Below are 17,954 nucleotides of genomic sequence, written 5' to 3'. Positions count from 1 at the left end.
GCCATCAGCTCCTGCACCTGGCGGCCCAGGGTGATCTCCTGCTCATGGCTCAGCAACGGCACCCGGCCGATGTCCCGCAGGTAGCTGCGCACCAGGTCCCCATCCACAGCCGGCATGGAGCGGGTCGGACGCTCGGAGCGCTGGCTGCGGGGGGCGGTGATGGGGGTGGGGGCGATGGCGATCGTCATGCTTCAGGCCCTTGAACTTTGGTTAAGCCTAACCTAAAGAAGTGTGAACGCTCTCTCATCTAGGCCCAAACGGCGGCCCGGGGCCCCTCAGCCCATGCCGAAGTGGCCGATCAGCCAGCCCGCGGTGCTCAGGTAGATGAACACCCCGGCCACGTCGGTGGCGGTGGTGATGAACGGCGCCGACATCAGAGCCGGATCCAGCTTGAGCCGGTCGAAGAGCAGCGGCAGCGCCGCCCCCGCCGTGGCCGCCAGGGTGGTGATCGCCAGCAGGCTGATCCCCACAGAGAGGCCCACCAGGGGACCTTCGCCGCGCCACCAGGCCCAGGGCACCACCACCACCAGCATCAGCAGGCCCAGCAGGGCGCCGGCCACCGCCTCTCGGGCAATCGTGCGCCAGGCCCCCAGCGACTGGATCCGCTGGGTGCTGAGGCCGCGGATCACCACGGTGGAACTCTGGGCGCCGACGTTGCCGCCGGTGCCGATCAGCAGCGGAATGAAGGCCGCCAGCAGCACCACCTTGTTGAGCACCTCGCCCTGCAGGGCGATCACCTCGGAGGTGAAGCCGTTGGCCACCACCAGCACCGAGAGCCACACCACCCGGCGCCGGGCCACGGTGAACAGGTTGCTCTGGAAGTAGTCGTCCTCATCGCCGGCCTGCACGGCGCCGGCGGCGTAGAGATCGCGGGTGGCCTCCTGCTCGATCACGTCGATCACGTCGTCCACCGTGACGATCCCCACCAGCCGCTCCTCGCGGTCCACCACGGGCACGGCCAGGAAGTCGTAGCGCTGGATGGCGCGGGCCACCTCCTCCTGGTCGGTCTCGGTGGACACGCTCACCACCTCCCGGGTCATCACATCGCCGATGCGGTCCTGGGGGTCGGCCACCACCAGATCCCGCAGCGACAGGATGCCGGTGAGGTAGCGGGAACCGTCGGTCACATAGAGGGAATAGATGGTCTCGGTGTCGCGGGCCCGGCGACGCACCAGCTCGAGGGCCTGGGCGGCGCTGTGAAACTCCTTCAGATCAATGAATTCCGTGGTCATCAGGCGTCCCGCCGTCTCGGCGGCGTAGCCCAGCAGCTGGGCGGTGACCCTGCGCTCGGCCGGGCTCAGCTCCGCCAGCAGCCGGCGCACCACCTTGGCCGGCAACTCATCGAACAGCCGCACCCGGTCGTCCGGCGACATGCTCTCCACCAGCTCCAGCACCTCGCCGGAGCGCAGCCGGTCCAGCAGGCTCTGCTGCACGGCACCGTCGAGGTACTCGTACACCTCGATCGCCTCGTCCTTGGGCAGCAGCCGGAAGGCAAGGGCCTGCAGGGTGCGCGGCAGGGTGCCGATCGCCTCGGCGATGTCCACCTCCTGCACGGGCTGCAGCAGCAACTTGGCGCCGTCGTAGTTGCCGGCCTCCAGCAGGGTGGCCAGCTGCCGTGACACCACCTCGGCCACCATGACGCGGCCACCGCCCGCCAGCTCCTGGTTCGGGGCCTTCGCCTCGCTCATCGGCTCGCAGCCCAGGAACAGGAAGTTTATGGGCCGGGACCCGGGCGCCAGCCGCTAGTGTCCGCCCTCCGGAACTCCAGCCTGCATGACCGTGAACGTGAGCGATGTGGTGGTGCGTGACGCCGCCGGCGGCCAGCGTCGCCTGGGCGAGTGGAACGGCCAGGTGTTGCTGATCGTGAATCTGGCCAGCCGCTGTGGCTTCACGCGCCAGTACGCCGGGCTCCAGAAGCTGCACGAGACCTACGGCCCCCAAGGCCTGGCGGTGCTCGGCTTCCCCTGCAACGACTTCGGGGCCCAGGAGCCCGGCAGCCTCGAGGAGATCCAGCAGTTCTGCTCCAGCACCTACGGCGCCGATTTCACCCTGTTCGACAAGGTGGCAATGGCGGAAGACCCCTACAACAGCCTCACCAAAGCCGAGCCGAGCGGGCCGGTGGCCTGGAACTTCGAGAAATTCCTGGTGGGCAAGGACGGCACGGTGCTGGCCCGTTTCAAGAGTGGCGTGGAGCCCGAGGCCACCGAGCTGACAGCGGCCATCGAGGCGGCCCTGGCGGCCTGATCAGCCCAGCCCTCGAGACCTGATCAGCCTGGCAGCCAGCCCCGGCGCTGGCCGCGAGGGCTGGCCAGCTGCACCTGCAGCCAGCGTTCACCATCCGGACAGGACCAGGCGCGCAGGACCCGCAGGGGCTCCCCGGCCGCCGCTGCGCTGATGGTGGGAGCCTGGTGCTCGGGGGCACAGCGCAGCGCCAGGGGCACGGGGCTGAGCAGGGGTTCGCGGCTGCTCTGGCGGCGACGCAGCTCCGGCATGCGCCAGTCGGCGCCCCCGGCGGGCAGGCCAGCCGGGGCCACCAGGGCGAACCCCAGCAGGGCGGCCCAGCGCCACGGTGTGAGCAACGGTGCGACGGGACCCATTCAGATGTCCAGCTGGGCCAGGTCGAGTTCGGCGCTGTGGGTTTCGATGAACTCGCGGCGGGGAGCCACCTTGTCGCCCATCAGGATCGTGAAGATCCGATCGGCTTCCAGGGCGTCTTCGATTTCAACGCGCTTCATCATGCGTGTTTCGGGATCCATGGTGGTTTCCCAGAGCTGCTTGGGCATCATCTCGCCGAGACCCTTGAAGCGCTGAATGTTGTAGTTGGCCTTTTCGCCAAACTCGTTGATGGTGGCTTTGAGGTCGGCCTCATTATAGCAATAAACATGCTTCTTGCCCCTCTCTACTTTGTAGAGGGGTGGACAGGCAATGTAGATGTAGCCACCTTCCACAAGGGCCTTCTGATAGCGGAAGAAGAAGGTGAGGATCAGGGTGCGGATATGGGCGCCATCCACGTCAGCATCGGTCATGATCACGATCCGGTGGTAACGAAGATTTTTTTCTTCGAACTCTTCTCCTTTGATGCCCAGACCCAAGGCGGTGATCAGGGCCTGGATTTCGGTGTTCTTGTAGATCTTGGCGTCATCCGTTTTCTCGATGTTGAGGATCTTGCCCCGCAGCGGCAGGATCGCCTGGAAGCGGCGGTCGCGGCCCTGTTTGGCGGAGCCTCCGGCCGAATCCCCCTCCACGATGTAGATCTCAGACTCGGAGGGATCGCGGGAGGAACAGTCAGAGAGCTTGCCTGGCAGGGTGGAGCTCTCGAGCACGCTCTTGCGGCGCACCAGCTCGCGGGCGCGGCGGGCGGCCTCAGCGGCATTGAAGGCCTGGATCGCCTTCTCGAGGATCAAGTCGATCACGGAGGGGTTGAATTCCAGAAATTCACCCAGCGCCTCACCCACCAGGGTGTCGACGATGCCGCGCACCTCGGTGTTGCCCAGCTTGGTCTTGGTCTGCCCCTCGAACTCGGGCTCGGGCACCTTCACTGAGAGCACGGCGGTGAGGCCCTCGCGAATGTTTTCACCGGCCAGATTGCTATCGGCATCCTTGCGCTTGCCACGCTTCTTGGCAAACACATTGAGGGTTCGCGTCAGCACCGTCTTGAGGCCCTCAATATGGGTGCCCCCGTCGACGGTGCGGATGTTGTTGGCGAAGCCCAGGATGCTGTCGGAGTAGGCATCCACACACCACTGCAGGGCAGCCTCCACCTGAACGCCTTCCTTTTCAGCGTTCACGTAGATGATGTCTGGATGCAGAGGGTCTTTCTCCGCATTCATGTAGGCCACATACTCGCGGATGCCACCTTCGTAGAAGTAGATCTCCTCATGGGCTTCGCCGGCGGCGCTGCGGGCCGAGGCACGCTCATCGCGGAAGACGATGCGCACACCGCCATTGAGGTAGGCGAGTTCGCGCAGCCTCGAGGAGAGGGTGGCGTAGTCGAAGACGATGCCGACCGTGAAGATCTCAGTGTCGGGCTTGAAGCACACGGAGGTGCCCGTGCGGCCCTTCTCGCCCGGCACGGAGAGCAGGGTGCCGATCGGGGCGCCGCGCTCGAAGCGCTGCGTGTGCATCTGGTCATGGCGGTAGACCGTGACCTCCACCCACTCCGAAAGGGCGTTGACCACGGAGATGCCCACCCCGTGCAGGCCACCGGACACCTTGTAGCCGCCGGAGCCGAACTTGCCGCCGGCGTGGAGCACCGTGAGCACGGTTTCGAGGGCGCTCTTGCCGGTGCGCGGGTGGATGTCCGTGGGGATGCCGCGGCCGTTGTCGGTGACGGCGCAGGAGCCGTCGTCGTTGAGCACCACCAGGATCTGGTCGCAGTGGCCGGCGAGGGCCTCATCCACGGCGTTGTCCACCACCTCGTAGACGAGGTGGTGGAGGCCCCGGGGGCCGGTGGTGCCGATGTACATCCCGGGCCGCTTGCGCACCGGTTCCAGGCCTTCAAGCACCTGGATCTGCTCGGCGCCGTACGCGGCCTGAACTTTCGTGGCTTCGCTCATGCGGGGGGTGCTTTCCAGGGGTCGGGCAGAGGCGGCGACTGGCCCTGGGCAAGAGGGGGCGAGAAGTGGTGAAACCCCTTCTACGGTGGGCAATCTACCATCGCCAGCCGACCCACCAAGGGGTACGGGGGCCACCTGGCACTGTGGGGAAATGGCCCTCGACGCGCCCGTGCCAACCAGCCCTGAGCGCCCCGCTGAGCACCCCGGCCAGCTGCCCCTGGTGATTGCCCTGCTGGGCCCTACCGCCAGCGGCAAGACCGATCTGGCCATCGCCCTGGCCCAGGCGCTGGACCTGGCCGTGCTGAACGTGGATTCCCGCCAGCTCTACCGGGGCATGGACGTGGGCACCGCCAAGCCCAGCGCCGCCCAGCAGCGGCAGGTGCGCCACGAGCTGCTGGACGTCAGCGACCCGGATCGCCCCCTCAACCTCGAGGAGTTCCGGCGCCTGGCCGAACCCCTGATCGCCAGCGAGCACCAGCGTCCCCGCCAGCGGAGTGCCATGGCCCTGCTGGCCGGGGGCAGCGGCCTCTACCTCAAGGCCCTGCTCCAGGGGCTGCGGCCGCCGGCCGTGGCGCCCCAGCCCGCCCTGCGGGCCCAGCTCAGCGCCCTGGGCCAACCCACCTGCCACCAGCTGCTGCGGGCCAGCGATCCCGCCGCCGCGGCCAGGATCGCCAGCGCCGATGCCGTGCGCACCCAGCGGGCCCTGGAAGTGCTCTATGCCACGGGCCAACCCCTGTCCGGCCAGCAGGGCAGCACGCCGCCCGCCTGGAGGGTGCTGGAGCTGGGCCTCGACCCCGCCGACCTGCGCAGCCGCATCAGCGCCCGCACCGGGGCCATGTATGCCCAGGGGCTGGTGGCCGAAACGGCAGCCCTGATCGCCCGCTACGGAGCCGGGCTGCCCCTGCTCGACACGATCGGCTACGGCGAAGCCCGGCAGCTGCTGGCGGGCCGTCTGACCGAGGCCGAAGCCCAGGCCCTCACCACCCGGCGCACCCAGCAGTTCGCCAAGCGCCAGCGCACCTGGTTCCGCCGGCAACACCGGCCCGTGTGGCTGAGCGGCCAGGAAACCGGCCAACGGCTGGAGCAGGCGTTGCAGCAGGTCGAAGCCGTTCTAGGGTGAAAGGTGTGCTTGTGAGGGGCTGCCAGCGCCCTGCACCCGTCAGACCCTCACCCCCCAGATCCTCACCCCACTGAATGCCCCGTCCCCGTTTTGACCGCCGTGCTCCCGTTCGGGAGCTGCCCAACATCAATGAGCGCATCAACTACCCCCAGCTCAGGGTGGTCGACGCCGACGGCAGTCAACTGGGAGTGATCACCCGCGAGGCGGCCCTGGATGTGGCCAAGGACCGGGAGCTCGATCTGGTGCTGGTGAGCGAGAAGGCCGATCCGCCCGTGTGCCGGATCATGGACTACGGCAAGTATAAGTTCGAGCAGGAAAAGAAAGCCAAGGAAGCCAAGAAGAAGTCGCATCAAACGGAGGTCAAAGAAGTGAAGATGCGCTACAAGATTGACCAGCACGATTATGATGTGCGTATTGGCCAGGCTTCCCGTTTTCTCAAGGCCGGCGACAAGGTGAAGTGCACCGTGATCTTCCGGGGTCGCGAGATTCAGCACACTGCCCTGGCGGAAGTGTTGCTGCACCGCATGGCCCGCGATCTGGAGACGGCGGCCGAAATCCAACAGCCCCCCAAGCGGGAAGGCCGCAACATGATCATGTTTCTCACCCCGCGCAAGGCGGCGGTGCCCAAGGCCGGATCGGCCTCGGCTGCAGCCAAGTCCGCCACGCCGAAGCCGGTTCCCGTCAAGGCCGCTCCTCGGGTGGTGACCAGAACCGCCGAGTCCAGAAGCGTGGAAGCCTCGGCCAGCGAATCCAGCCCGGCGGCACCCCGTCCGGTCGATTCCAGCCCGGCCGGCTGAGCGTTCTGCCGGCAGCTAGCGCTGCGGCAGCAGTTCAGCCCAGGCGTTGGCTGAACAGCTCCAGCATCAGCCGCCAACCCTCGGCGGCCGCCTCGGGGTTGTGGTCGGCCCGTTGCTCGCACATGTAGCCGTGACCGGCGCCGGGGGCCAGCACCAGGCGGCGCAGGCAAGCCGGGTCGCGGCTGCTGTCGGCGGCGAGAGCGGCGGCGATGGCCTGCCGCTCCTGCTCCGGCATGAGGGGATCCTCAGTCCCGCAGAGGCAGAGCAGGTCCCCGGGGATCCGGGGCAGCCGCTCCAGGGTGGGCGGACCACCCCCGGGGCTGAACACAGAGACCCGGGCACCATAGAAATCGCAGGTGGCGGCCACCCCCTCCAGGCCGGCCACCAGCAGGGCCAGGTGGCCACCGAAACAGAAGCCCACACAGCCCACAGGACGGCCCTCCAACCCGGGCTGGCCCTGCAGCCAGGTGACGGCCCGGCAGGCATCTTCGAGGCAGCCAGCGGCCGTCACCTGGTCGCGGTGCCGGCGGCCGAGCTCCAGGCCTGCGGCGTCGTAGCCCACCTCGAACTGCGGCGCGGTGCGGGCAAAGATCGGCAGGGCCAGGGCGGCATAGCCCTCGGCTGCCAAACGGTCGGCCACGCTGCGCACCCAGGAATTGACACCGAACACCTCCGGCAGCACCAGCACGGCGGCCCGGGGGGCGCCGCTGGCTGGCCGCGACCACCAGCAGTGCAGGGGCGGCTGGTGGTCACCCGGCAGCTGCTGCCAGGCTGAGAGCACCGGGCGGGAGGCGGAATCAGCCATCGGGGAGCGGCAGTTCGGGAGGATTCTGGCCACGAACCGGCACAGCTCCGTATGCCAACAGGGGGATTGTCCGCAGGGCTCAGGCTCCGTAAGGTGAGCTCCTGCTCCCCCGGTCCACTCCTGCGTGCGATTTCACATCCAACAGGAAAGCGATATCCCGGCGTCGACCCAGCTGTACAACCAGATCTGCTTCGCGATCGCGGCTCGCCACTACCCCCCAGGCCACCGCTTGCCGAGCACGCGCCAGCTGGCCATGCAGACCGGCCTGCACCGCAACACGATCAGCAAGGTGTACAGGCAGCTGGAAACCGACGGCGTCGTGGAGGCCATGGCGGGCTCCGGCATCTACGTGCGCGACCAGCAGAAACCGCGGGAGATCAAGCCACCGCCGGGCCCCCGCAGCCGGGCCCTGCCGGATGCGGAGCGCCAGGTGCGCGAGAGCATTGACGGCCTGCTGAACGGGGGCTGCACCCTGCAGCAGGCCCGCGACCTGCTGACCCGCGAGATCGACTGGCGGCTGCGCTGTGGCGCCCGGGTGCTGGTGAGCACGCCGCGGGAAGACATCGGCGCCTCCCTGCTGATCGCCGAGGAGCTTGTGCCCAGCCTCGAGGTGCCCGTGGAAGTGGTGCCGATGGAGGAGCTGGAGGGTGTGCTTGAAACCTCCAACAACGGCACGGTGGTGACCAGCCGCTACTTCCTGCAGCCGGTGGAGGCGATCGCCAAGCGCCATGGGGTGCGGGCGGTGCCGGTGGATCTCAACGACTTCCACCAGGAGCTGAACCTGCTCAAGGAGCTGCGCTCCGGCAGCTGCGTCGGCCTGGTGAGCATCAGTCCGGGGGTGCTGCGGGCCGCCGAGGTGATCCTGCACAGCCTGCGGGGCAACGAGCTGCTGGTGATGACCGCCAATCCCGACACCGGCAGCCGGCTGCTGGCACTGCTGCGGGCGGCGGGCCATGTGCTCTGCGACCGGCCCAGCCTGCCGCTGGTGGAGCAGAGCCTGCGCCAGAACCGCTCCCAGCTGATGCGCATGCCCGTGGTGCACTGCGCCCAGAGCTACCTCGGCGGCGCCACCATCGACCAGCTGCGCAAGGAAATCGGCGTGCTGGCTGCCTGAGGGCTGAAAAGCGGATGAAGAGATTCGAACTCTCGACCCTCTCCTTGGCAAGGAGATGCTCTACCACTGAGCTACATCCGCAATCCCGAACGGCCTGCGGCTGAAACCGCTGACGGGACTGGGCCGGCGAGGCCGACCCGCTGATCATGCACGAGCGGGTACCCCTCGGTCAAACGCCTCCGGGCTCCGGCAGGATGCCTGCATGCTCAAGGCAATCCAGGCCGACCTGGCGATCATCAAGGATCGGGACCCTGCCGCCCGGGGGGTGCTGGAGATCCTGCTGTGTTACCCGGGGCTGCATGCCCTGGTGCTGCACCGCATCAGCCACCGGCTCTGGAGCACCGGCCTGCCGATCCTGCCGCGGCTGCTCAGCCAGGTGGGTCGCCTGCTCACCGGCATCGAGATCCACCCGGGCGCCCGGATCGGCCATGGCGTGTTCATCGACCACGGCATGGGTGTGGTGATCGGTGAAACCACCGAGGTGGGCAACAACTGCCTGCTGTATCAGGGCGTGACCCTGGGCGGCACGGGCAAGGCGCACGGCAAGCGCCACCCCACCCTGGCGGAGAACGTGGTGGTGGGGGCGGGCGCCAAGGTGCTGGGCGCGATCACGGTGGGCGCCAACACCCGCATCGGCGCCGGCTCGGTGCTGCTGCGGGACGTAGGCCCGGACAGCACGGTGGTGGGCATCCCCGGCCGGGTGGTGCACCAGAGCGGCGTGCGGGTGGATCCCCTGGCCCACTCCGCCCTGCCCGACACCGAGGCCCGGGTGATCCGCAACCTGATGGAGCGCATCGACAACCTGGAGGGGGAACTGGCCCGTGCCCAGGCCTGCCTGCGGGAGATCGCCGCCGGGCGGCCCTTGCCTGAACCCTGCAGGGGCGAGGCCCAGAGCCTCAAAGACCGCGAGATCCTCGAGTTCCTGGGCGACAACCCCGGCACCACCCGCTGACAGCCAACGGCAGATGGCCCAACGGCTGGTCAGCGCCGCTCAGACTGTGGCGCGCTGGGGTGCGGGAGCGGGCTGGAACATGAACATCGAGTAGATCACGTTGCGGCGCATCTGGGTCATCATCTCGAGGAACATGTCGTAGCCCTCGTTCTTGTATTCAATCAGCGGATCTTTCTGGCCGTAGCCGCGCAGGCCCACCGACTCACGCAGCGCATCCATGGCCTGCAGATGTTCCCGCCAGAGGGTGTCGATCTGCTGCAGGATGAAGAAGCGCTCAGCCTGGCGCATCAGGTCTGGGCGCTGCTGCTCGATCTGACCCTCCTTGATGTCATAGGCATTGCGCATCTGCTCCTGCAGGAAGGCCTTGAGCTCCTCCACCCCCAGGCCCTGGAGCTGCTGGGGCTCGAGGTCTTCGAGGAGATAGATGAATTCCTTCACCTTCTCCACCAGGCGGCTGAGATCCCACTCCTCGGGCGGCAGGTCCGGATTCACATAGGCCTCCACGATGTCGTCGATGGTGCGTTCGCCATAGCCGATCACCTGTTGCTTGAGCTCACGGCCCTCCAGCACCCGGCGGCGCTCCGTGTAGACGGCTTTGCGCTGATTATTCATCACCTCGTCATATTCAAACACCTGCTTGCGGATGTCGTAGTAATAGGTTTCCACCTTCTTCTGGGCGCCCTCAAGCGAGCGGGTGAGCATCCCCGATTCAATCGGCATGTCTTCCTCCACGCGGAAGGCATTCATCAGGCCGGCCACCCGTTCGCCGCCGAAGATGCGCAGCAGGTTGTCTTCCAGGGAGAGAAAGAAGCGGGTGGAGCCGGGGTCGCCCTGGCGGCCGGCGCGGCCGCGCAGCTGGTTGTCCACGCGACGGGATTCGTGGCGTTCCGTGCCGATCACATGCAGGCCACCGGCCTCCCGGACCCGCCCCTCCTCCTGCTTCACCACGGCGTCGTAGGTGGCCTTCACCGCCGTGATGCGTTCGCGCAGCAGGGCGATCTGCGGATCCTCCGTGGGGGCTTTCTCGGCCGCCTGGGCGATGCGATCTTCCAGTTCCAGCACGCTGAGGGCGCGATCGCCCCAGGCCTTCACCAGCTCCCGGGCCAGGGCGGCCAGGGCCTGGTCCTCCTCCTCGGGCAAGGAACAGGGGTAGAGGGCTCCGATGGCGCGGGCTTCCGAGGGGGCGCTGCCGTTGCGGGCGCCGGCGGCCTGGCCCTTGCCGGCGCCGAAGCCGGCCGCCTCGGCGGACCGCTGCAGCGGCACCGGCGGGCGATGCCCCTCCTCAGGGCGCACCAGCACGGGCAGCAGCACCTCGCGCAGCTTCAGGCGGGCCATGTAGTCGCTGTTGCCGCCGAGGATGATGTCGGTGCCGCGGCCGGCCATGTTGGTGGCGATCGTCACGGCGCCGGCGCGGCCCGCCTGGGCCACGATCTCCGCTTCCCGCTCCACGTTCTCGGGCTTGGCGTTGAGCAGGTTGTGGGGCACCTCCTGCTCGGCCAGCAGGGCTGAGAGCAGCTCCGATTTCTCCACACTGGTGGTGCCCACCAGCACCGGCCGGCCGGAGTTGTGCACCTCGGCGGTTTCCAGGGCCACGGCGCGCCACTTGGCGGTTTCGGTCTTGTACACCTGGTCGGTCCAGTCGGCGCGGGAGCGGGGCCGGTTGGTGGGCACGATGGCCACTTCGAGCTTGTAGGTCTTCTCGAACTCCACCTCTTCGGTCTTGGCCGTGCCGGTCATGCCGGCCAGGCGCGGATAGAGCAGGAAGAAGTTCTGATAGGTGATTGAGGCCAGGGTCTGGGTTTCGGGCTGGATCGGCAGAGCTTCCTTGGCCTCAATGGCCTGGTGCTGGCCGTCGCTCCAGCGGCGACCGGGCATCACCCGGCCGGTGAACTCATCGACGATCACGGCATCCTGGCCGCGCACAATGTAGTTCACATCCTTGATGAACAGCTCCTTGGCCTTGAGGGCATTGTTGATGTAGTGGGCCCAGGGGTCGGCGGGATCAAAGAGATCGCTCACCCCCAGCATCTGCTCAGCCTTGGCGAAGCCCTCATCGGTGAGCGTGCAGCTGCGCTGCTTCTCGTCCAGCTCGTAATCCCCCTCGGGGTCGATGCCGTCCTTGCCGAGCTCCGCCGCACGCTCCAGCCGGGCGGCCACCTCGGCGGCCTTCTGGTATTTCTCCTGGGGACGCTCCACCTGGCCGGAGATGATCAGGGGCGTACGGGCCTCGTCGATCAGAATCGAGTCGACTTCGTCGATCACGCAGTAGTGGAAATCGCGCTGAACCACCTCGGCGATGTCGGTGGCCATGTTGTCGCGCAGGTAATCAAAGCCCAGCTCGCTGTTGGTGGCGTAGGTGATGTCGCAGCCGTAGTTCTCGCGCCGATCCGAGGGCGCCATGTCCTGCTGGATCAGACCCACGGAGAGGCCGAGGAAGCGGTGGATCTGCCCCATCCACTCGGCGTCGCGGCGGGCCAGGTAGTCGTTCACGGTCACCACGTGCACGCCCCGGCCCGTGAGGGCGTTGAGGTAGCTGGGCAGGGTGGCCACGAGGGTCTTGCCCTCGCCGGTCTTCATCTCGGCGATCTGGCCGTCGTGCAGCACCATGCCGCCGATCAGCTGCACGTCGAAGTGGCGCATGCCCAGCACCCGCTTGCCGGCCTCGCGCACCACGGCAAAGGCCTGGGGCAGCAGCTCATCGAGCAGCTTGCGCTCCCGGGCCCGCACGGCCTCGGCGTTGCCGCCGGCATCCCGGGCCTGCTCCAGCCTCTGGCGGAACTCGCCCGTGAGGCTGCGCAGCTCGTCGTCGGAGAGGGGGGCGATCTCCTCCTCCAGCAGGTTGATGTCGGAGACAACCGGCTGGTAGCGCTTCAGCTTGCGGGCATTGGGGTCACCCAGCAGGAGCTTGAGCATGGAGGGAAGCCGCACGCAGGGAATTCAGCCTACCGAGGGCGAGCTCGGCGGAGTTCCAGAAGGCCGTACCAGCGGCCCAGCGCGCAGGCCTCTTCTGGGTGGAGCGTCTAGGTGGAGCCCACCCCCCGGGGGGAGTACTCGGGCACCAGCCGCTGCAGCAGCGCCACAGCCCGCCGTTCATCCCAGGCCTGGAGGGCTTCCTCCATGGCGGCCATCAGCGCCAGCAGCCGCTCCGGAGCGAGGGCCTGCTCCTGGGCACGGCGGATCAGAGGGTGGGCGGTGGGCTCGCTGGCGGTGGCCAGCAGCAGCTCCTCGTGCAGCTTCTCCCCCGGCCGCAGGCCCGTGTAGTGGATCTCGATGTCGCCATCGGGGTGGTCGGCATCACGCACGCTGGCGCCTGAGAGCTGAATCATCTGGCGGGCCAGGTCGGCGATGCGCACCGGCTCGCCCATGTCCAGCAGAAACACCTCCCCACCCCGCGCCATGGCGCTGGCCTGGAGCACCAGTTGCACGGCCTCGGGAATGGTCATGAAGAAGCGGCTGATCTCCGGATCGGTCACCGTGAGCGGCCCCCCGGCGGCGATCTGGCGGCGGAAGAGGGGCACCACCGAACCGGAGGAGCCGAGCACGTTGCCGAAGCGCACCATGCTGCAGATGGTGGCTGGGCGGGCGGCGGCCGCGTTCTGCACGAGCAGCTCACAGGCCCGCTTGCTGGCCCCCATCGCATTGGTGGGGCGCACGGCCTTGTCGGTGGAGATCAGGATGAAGCGCTCGAGGCCGCAGGCGAGGCTGGCCGCCAGGGCGCTGCGGGTGCCGAGCAGGTTGTTGGCCAGGCCCGCGCACACGTTGACCTCCACCAGGGGCACGTGCTTGTAGGCGGCCGCATGGAAGAACACCTCCACCCCGTGACCGCGCAGCAGACCCTCGAGGAAGCGCTGGTCGGCCACGTCGCCCAGGCTCTCCACCAGAGGCACCGAGCCGGCAAAGGCCGCAAGCTCCTGGCCGATGGCGTAGAGGGAGTATTCGCTGTGCTCCAGCAGCACCAGCCTGGTGGGCTGCAGCCGCAGGATCTGGCGACAGAGCTCAGAGCCGATCGAACCGCCGGCACCGCTCACCAGCACGCAGCGGCCGCTGATGGCCCCCTGCAGCAGGGCCGGCTCGGCGTGCACACTCTCGCGGCCCAGCAGGTCTTCGATCGGGATCGGCCGCAGGGTGTCGATGCGGGCGCGACCGGAGGCGATCTCCTCCACTGCGGGCACCTGGAGCACGGGCACGCCATAGCCCTGCAGCCGGGCCAGCAGCTGGCGGCGCTGGCGCTGGCCCAGGGAGGGAATCGAGACGATCAGCTGGTCAATCCCACCGGATCCCAGCAGGCGTGGCAGCTGGGACACCGGCAACACCGGCACCCCGTACAGGGTGCGGTGCCAGAGGCCGGGGTCGTCGTCGAGGAAGGCGGCGATCCGGGTGCCTTGACCGAGGCGCAGGGCCGCGGCCAGCTGGGCCCCGGCGGCGCCGGCGCCGTAGATCAGCACCCGCTGGCGGCGGCGGCGGGGATCGGCGGAGGGCCGGCCCAGCAACAGGTCGCGCAGGGCGAAGCGCAGACCGCCGGTGAACACGGTGAGCAGGATCCAGAGCAGCACCCAGCTGCTGCGGGGTGGAGCGGAGAGCTGCAGCTGCAGGCCCGTGAAAGCCACCAGCAACACCAGCAGGGCGTTGCGGCTGGCGACCTGATAGAGGGCCGCGCTGCCCACGTAGCGGGCCAGGCCGCGGTACTGGCCGCTGAGGGCATAGAGGGGCAGGCCGATCACCACCACGGTGGGGAACAGCCAGAGCGAGGCCTGCAGCTGGGCGGGCCAGGGCTCCGCCAACCGCAGCAGGAAGCTCAGCCACACCGCCAGGGGCAGCAGCAGCAGGTCGGCGGCCAGCAGCGGCAGGCGCCGCAGCATCAGCGGCAGCCCGGCAACCAAGCGCGGCAGAACCCTCAGCGCCATCGTGGCTGCTGCTGCAGGACCCTCACCGTAGACGCCGCCCCAGGCACCAACCCCGGGCGATCACGCCAAGGGCACCGCCACGCGCCGCTCCAGCAGCAGCCCCAGAAGCAGGCTCAAGGCCAGCAGGGGCCCCAGGGCGGACCAGCCGCCCCAGCTCCAGCCCAGGGCCAGCACGCCAGTGGTGGCGCCATAGACCGCTGCCACCCGGCCATGGCTCCAGCCGGCCTGCTGCAGCCGCTGGTAGAGGTGCAGGCGATGGGGCTGCAGCAGGGGCTGACCCGCCAGCAGCCGGCGCAGCAGGCAGAGGCCGCCATCGGCGAGCAGGGGCGTGGCCACCAGCAACAGGCCCAGGGCCTGGGGCCAGCTGGGAGCCTGCAGCACCTGGCCGGCGAACACCGCGCCCAGGAAGGTGCTGCCGCCATCGCCCATGAACAGCCGTGCCGGGCACCAGTTCCAGGCCAGAAAACCGAGCAGGGCCCCCACCAGGGGCCAGAGGGCCGCGCCCTGGGCCAGGGCGGCCGCACTCAGGCTGAGCGCCATGCAGAGGGCCACCAGACCATCGAGCCCGTCCATGAAGTTGGTGAGGTTGATCACGGCCACCACCAGCAGCAGCAGGGCCAGCAGCAACACCGGCAGCAGCACTGGCGGCAGCACCGAGGCGGTAGCGGTCCCCAGCCCCGCCCGCAGGGGACTGATCGCCAGGAGCGCCGCCGCCGTGGCCAGCTGGGCCAGCAGGCGGGGCGCCACGGGCAGGGAACGGTGATCATCCAGCAGCCCCACCAGGGCGAGGGGCAGACAGAGCAGGGGCAGGCCGCTGCCGAAACCTGCCGCCCCCAGGCCCCCCACCAGCACGAACACCACGCCGCCGCCCCGGGGGGTGGGCTGGCTGTGGGAGCTGCGGGCGTTGGGCCGATCGAGCAGGCCACGGCGCAGCAGCGGCAGCAGCAGCCACAGCAGCAGCCAGGCCAGCAGGGCCGCAGCGGCCACCACGGCGATCGTTGGAACCACCTCCAGGGCAGAACCAGCGGCGCTCATGGGCTCTGCGGCGCAAAGGCCAACTCCAGCGCCGCCAGCTGAGCCTGGGGTTGGCGCCAGCCGAGCTGCTGGCGCACACAGGAGCTGTCCACCACCAGATTGCCGCTGAGCTGCTGCAGCTTCGGGCCCAGCAGGGGCAGGGCGCCGAGGGCCTTGAGCAGGGGCGGGGGCAGGGGGAAGAGGCGGCAGGGCCGGCAGCGCACCCGGGCGATCAGACGCACCAAGGCGGGGGTGGCGATGGTTTCGGCATCGGCTGCCACGAAGGTGCGGTCGGCGGCGGCGGGATGGAGCAGGGCCACTTCGATCAGATCCACCAGGTTGGCCAGGGCGATCAGGCTGCGCCGGTTGGCCACGGCGGCCAGGGGCAGGGGCAGGCCGGCCTCCACCCAGCGGCAGAGGGAGCGCAGGTTGCCGGGGGCAGCGGGGCCGTACACAAGGGCCGGCCGCAGGATCGTGCAGCTGGTGTCGCTGCCGGCGAGGCGGTGGCGCACCAGCGCCTCAGCGGCCTGCTTCGAGGCGGCATAGGCCGTGACCGGGCGCAGGGGGCTCGCCTCGCTCAGGGCCACCCCCGGCGCTGTGCCGGCTCCATGCACCCCGATCGAACTCAGCAGCAGCAGCCGCTCCAACCCGAGCCGAGCCGCCAGGGCAGCGGTGCTGTCGGCCAGCTCCACATTCACCTGCCACAGCTGCTGCTGCTCGCGCTGGCCGCGGGGCGGCCGCCGGTGAGCCAGGGCGGCGGCATGCACCAGGTGGGTGGGACGCCAGCGGGCGAGGGCCTCGTCGCCGGCTGGCCTGTGGCGCGGCAGGGGGTACACGGGATAGCGCTCCGCCAGAGCGGCCACCAGCGCCCGGCCCACAAAGCCTGAGGCCCCCGTGACCACGATGCGGGGCTGCGTGGGGGCAGGGGTGGCTGCAGGGGTGGCGGTCGGCATGGCGGTGGCTCAGAGCCGCTTGCCCAGGGCGGCAACGGAGTGGCGGGCAAGGGCCAGCAGCACCGCAGGGGTGGAGAGGCCCGTGCAGGCGCGCAGGGTGCGAAAGCTGTCCAGGCTGGTGAGCAGCGGGTTGGCGGAGAGGGAGCGGGCATGGCGCAGGCGCACGGCCAGGGGCTGCTGCACCCCCCAGGCGAGCCGCTGGCCCGGCGCCGCCGAGAAGATCTGCAGCCACAGACCCCAGTCATGGGTGATGGTGAACCCCGGCAGGTAACAACGGCCCACCACCTCGGTGTCGACCATGGCCGTGCTGGTGCAGATGCCGTTGGTGCGCATGATCTGCCGGGCCGAGATCCGCTCCGGTGCCCTCACAACGTGCCGGGGGGTCTCGTCTGGGGTGTTCACGGTGAAGTAGGAGCCATGGCTGATGGCGGCGCCGGGGTGGAGCCGCAGGCACTCCAGCTGCAGGGCCAGCTTGGCGGGCAGCCAGGAGTCGTCGGCATCGAGGAAGGCGATGTAGCGGCCGCGGGCCGCTTCGATGGCGAGGTTGCGGGCGGTGGCGGCACCCACCGAGAAGGGCAGGTAACGCGGCTGGATGCGGGCCTCGTCGCGGGCGGCCCGGGCGATGCGCTGGCGGGAGTCGTCCTGGGAGTTGTCGTCCACGATCAACAGCTCCCAGCGCGGCTCCGACTGCTGCAGCACCGAGGCGATGGCCCGATCGATCAAGGGGCCGGCGTTGCGGCAGGGCATCACCACCGACACCAGCGGTGCCGGCTCTGCCCTGGCCTGTGGCGGCGCCTCGCCGCTCATCCGCCGCGCCGCTCCAGCAGCACGAAGGGATCAAACGTCATGCTGATGCCGAACTCCTCGGCGAACTCCAGCACCCGGCACCAGGCCCGGTTCTCGCGCAGGATGCCGCGCAGGATCACGGGTGCGTTGCCGCTCTGCAGGGTCATCTCGAACAGGGGCCATCCCACCGAGGGCTGCACCTGATCCTCGCGGAAGCTGGGCACCACATCGAGGCTGCCCACGAGGATGCGCCGCCGACTCGCCTCCCAGGCATAGGGAATCTCGTAGAGGGAGAGCAGGTCGGCGGCCAGGGCCCAGGAGCTGCCGGCGGCATCGATCTCCACCGCCAGCTCCCGGCCGCGGGCGGACATGGTGGTGGCGCGGCGGAACGCCAGCGGCGCCTCCATGGGCTGCAGCGACTGCTCGGGTGGACGCTGGGATGCCGAGAGAGCGCTGCGAATGCGCTGCCGCAGTTGGTCCCCGCCGGTGGGCGGGCCGTTCCGGCTGAGCTGCAGGAAATCCCAGCGCTCGCCGGTGCCGCCCCAGATCACCGGGCCGTAGTTCTCATGCATCCACTGGCCATCGCGGTTGGAGGCGGCCTCGGCGTGGGTCATCACCCGCTCGATGCCGATGTCGGCCGCACTCCAACCCCAGCTGCGGGCAACCTGGGCGGCCTCGCGGCAGAGGGCCTCGAGCTGGGCCTCGGTGGGGGGCAGCGTCCAGGGATCGGGGCGGCCCCCCATGCAGGCACAGGAGAGGGCCACAGCATTGCTGTTGCGGCGCCAGGTGTGGGCCGGCAGATCAATGCTGTAGGCGTGCAGCCGGTTCAGGCGGCCATCGCCGCTGATGATCGTGTGATAGAGCCCGGAGCGCACCCAGCTGTAGGACGTGGCGGCCCAGTGCAGGTAGATGGTGGCCGGCATCGGCGGAAGCGTGGGCTTGGCTGCCCAAGG

16 protein-coding genes and 1 tRNA gene are annotated in these 17,954 nt (G+C 69.1%); 5 read left to right on the top strand and 12 right to left on the bottom strand.

Translation table 11 applies throughout. The features are described 5' to 3' along the window. Positions 1-188: sigma-70 factor domain-containing protein (locus tag ACWJIO_RS12080; RefSeq protein WP_480313690.1), on the bottom strand; the 188-nt coding region annotated here is incomplete at its 3' end. An 87-nt stretch (positions 189-275) separates the two neighbouring features. Further along, positions 276-1,688: a magnesium transporter gene (gene mgtE, locus ACWJIO_RS12075; protein WP_480313687.1), complete on the bottom strand. Its 1,413-nt coding sequence runs from the start codon at positions 1,686-1,688 to the stop codon at positions 276-278. Between the two features lie 85 nt (positions 1,689-1,773). Between mgtE and ACWJIO_RS12070 the strand changes: the two genes are divergently transcribed. Continuing rightward, a complete protein-coding gene (locus ACWJIO_RS12070; protein ID WP_480313684.1) occupies positions 1,774-2,244 on the top strand; it encodes a glutathione peroxidase in 471 nt (156 codons plus the stop codon). A 23-nt stretch (positions 2,245-2,267) separates the two neighbouring features. Here the strand turns inward: ACWJIO_RS12070 and ACWJIO_RS12065 are convergent, their stop codons facing one another. Next, positions 2,268-2,597 (bottom strand): SH3 domain-containing protein, encoded by a 330-nt coding sequence (locus ACWJIO_RS12065; RefSeq protein WP_480313680.1) that lies wholly within the window; start codon positions 2,595-2,597, stop codon positions 2,268-2,270. Then, positions 2,598-4,556 carry a DNA topoisomerase (ATP-hydrolyzing) subunit B gene (gene gyrB / locus ACWJIO_RS12060; protein WP_480313678.1) on the bottom strand — a complete coding sequence of 653 codons (1,959 nt, stop codon included), beginning with the start codon at positions 4,554-4,556 and terminating at the stop codon, positions 2,598-2,600. A 151-nt stretch (positions 4,557-4,707) separates the two neighbouring features. On the opposite strand from gyrB, the gene miaA reads away from it, so the two are divergent. Next, the gene (gene miaA / locus ACWJIO_RS12055) at positions 4,708-5,676 is read left to right on the top strand and encodes a tRNA (adenosine(37)-N6)-dimethylallyltransferase MiaA (RefSeq protein ID WP_480313676.1); all 969 of its coding nucleotides are present in this window, start codon (positions 4,708-4,710) and stop codon (positions 5,674-5,676) included. Positions 5,677-5,750: 74 nt separating this feature from the next. Then, a complete protein-coding gene (infC, locus tag ACWJIO_RS12050) occupies positions 5,751-6,473 on the top strand; it encodes a translation initiation factor IF-3 (protein ID WP_480313674.1) in 723 nt (240 codons plus the stop codon). Positions 6,474-6,507: 34 nt separating this feature from the next. Here infC and ACWJIO_RS12045 read toward each other — a convergent pair whose 3' ends face one another. Continuing rightward, on the bottom strand, positions 6,508-7,278 hold the full coding sequence (locus tag ACWJIO_RS12045) for a dienelactone hydrolase family protein (RefSeq protein WP_480313672.1): 771 nt from the start codon (positions 7,276-7,278) through the stop codon (positions 6,508-6,510). Positions 7,279-7,402: 124 nt separating this feature from the next. On the opposite strand from ACWJIO_RS12045, the gene ACWJIO_RS12040 reads away from it, so the two are divergent. Continuing rightward, positions 7,403-8,392: a GntR family transcriptional regulator gene (locus ACWJIO_RS12040; protein ID WP_480313670.1), complete on the top strand. Its 990-nt coding sequence runs from the start codon at positions 7,403-7,405 to the stop codon at positions 8,390-8,392. A 9-nt stretch (positions 8,393-8,401) separates the two neighbouring features. Here the strand turns inward: ACWJIO_RS12040 and ACWJIO_RS12035 are convergent. Further along, a tRNA-Gly gene (locus ACWJIO_RS12035) sits at positions 8,402-8,473 on the bottom strand. A 121-nt stretch (positions 8,474-8,594) separates the two neighbouring features. Between ACWJIO_RS12035 and cysE the strand changes: the two genes are divergently transcribed. Continuing rightward, positions 8,595-9,344 (top strand): serine O-acetyltransferase, encoded by a 750-nt coding sequence (gene cysE / locus ACWJIO_RS12030; protein WP_480313668.1) that lies wholly within the window; start codon positions 8,595-8,597, stop codon positions 9,342-9,344. Positions 9,345-9,383: 39 nt separating this feature from the next. Here the strand turns inward: cysE and secA are convergent, their stop codons facing one another. The 6 genes from secA to ACWJIO_RS12000 form a co-directional block, all read right to left on the bottom strand. Beyond that, positions 9,384-12,257: a preprotein translocase subunit SecA gene (gene secA / locus ACWJIO_RS12025; RefSeq protein ID WP_480313666.1), complete on the bottom strand. Its 2,874-nt coding sequence runs from the start codon at positions 12,255-12,257 to the stop codon at positions 9,384-9,386. Between the two features lie 107 nt (positions 12,258-12,364). Next, on the bottom strand, positions 12,365-14,224 hold the full coding sequence (locus tag ACWJIO_RS12020; RefSeq protein WP_480313664.1) for a polysaccharide biosynthesis protein: 1,860 nt from the start codon (positions 14,222-14,224) through the stop codon (positions 12,365-12,367). A gap of 84 nt (positions 14,225-14,308) precedes the next feature. Beyond that, complete coding sequence (locus ACWJIO_RS12015) at positions 14,309-15,283, bottom strand: MraY family glycosyltransferase (protein WP_480313662.1); 975 nt, start codon at positions 15,281-15,283, stop codon at positions 14,309-14,311. After that, the gene (locus ACWJIO_RS12010; protein ID WP_480313660.1) at positions 15,280-16,215 is read right to left on the bottom strand and encodes an NAD-dependent epimerase/dehydratase family protein; all 936 of its coding nucleotides are present in this window, start codon (positions 16,213-16,215) and stop codon (positions 15,280-15,282) included. Before ACWJIO_RS12010 ends, ACWJIO_RS12015 begins: the two co-directional genes overlap by 4 nt. 9 nt (positions 16,216-16,224) lie before the next feature. Next, positions 16,225-17,022, bottom strand: coding sequence for a glycosyltransferase family 2 protein (locus ACWJIO_RS12005; protein ID WP_480313658.1), 798 nt, complete (start codon positions 17,020-17,022; stop codon positions 16,225-16,227). Further along, complete coding sequence (locus ACWJIO_RS12000) at positions 17,019-17,924, bottom strand: N-acetylmuramoyl-L-alanine amidase (protein WP_480313656.1); 906 nt, start codon at positions 17,922-17,924, stop codon at positions 17,019-17,021. Before ACWJIO_RS12000 ends, ACWJIO_RS12005 begins: the two co-directional genes overlap by 4 nt. Positions 17,925-17,954: the final 30 nt, after the last annotated feature.

The organism is Paraciimarium castrense LEGE 11436, assembly GCF_056633055.1.
This window is presented reverse-complemented; position numbering and strand designations above follow the sequence as displayed.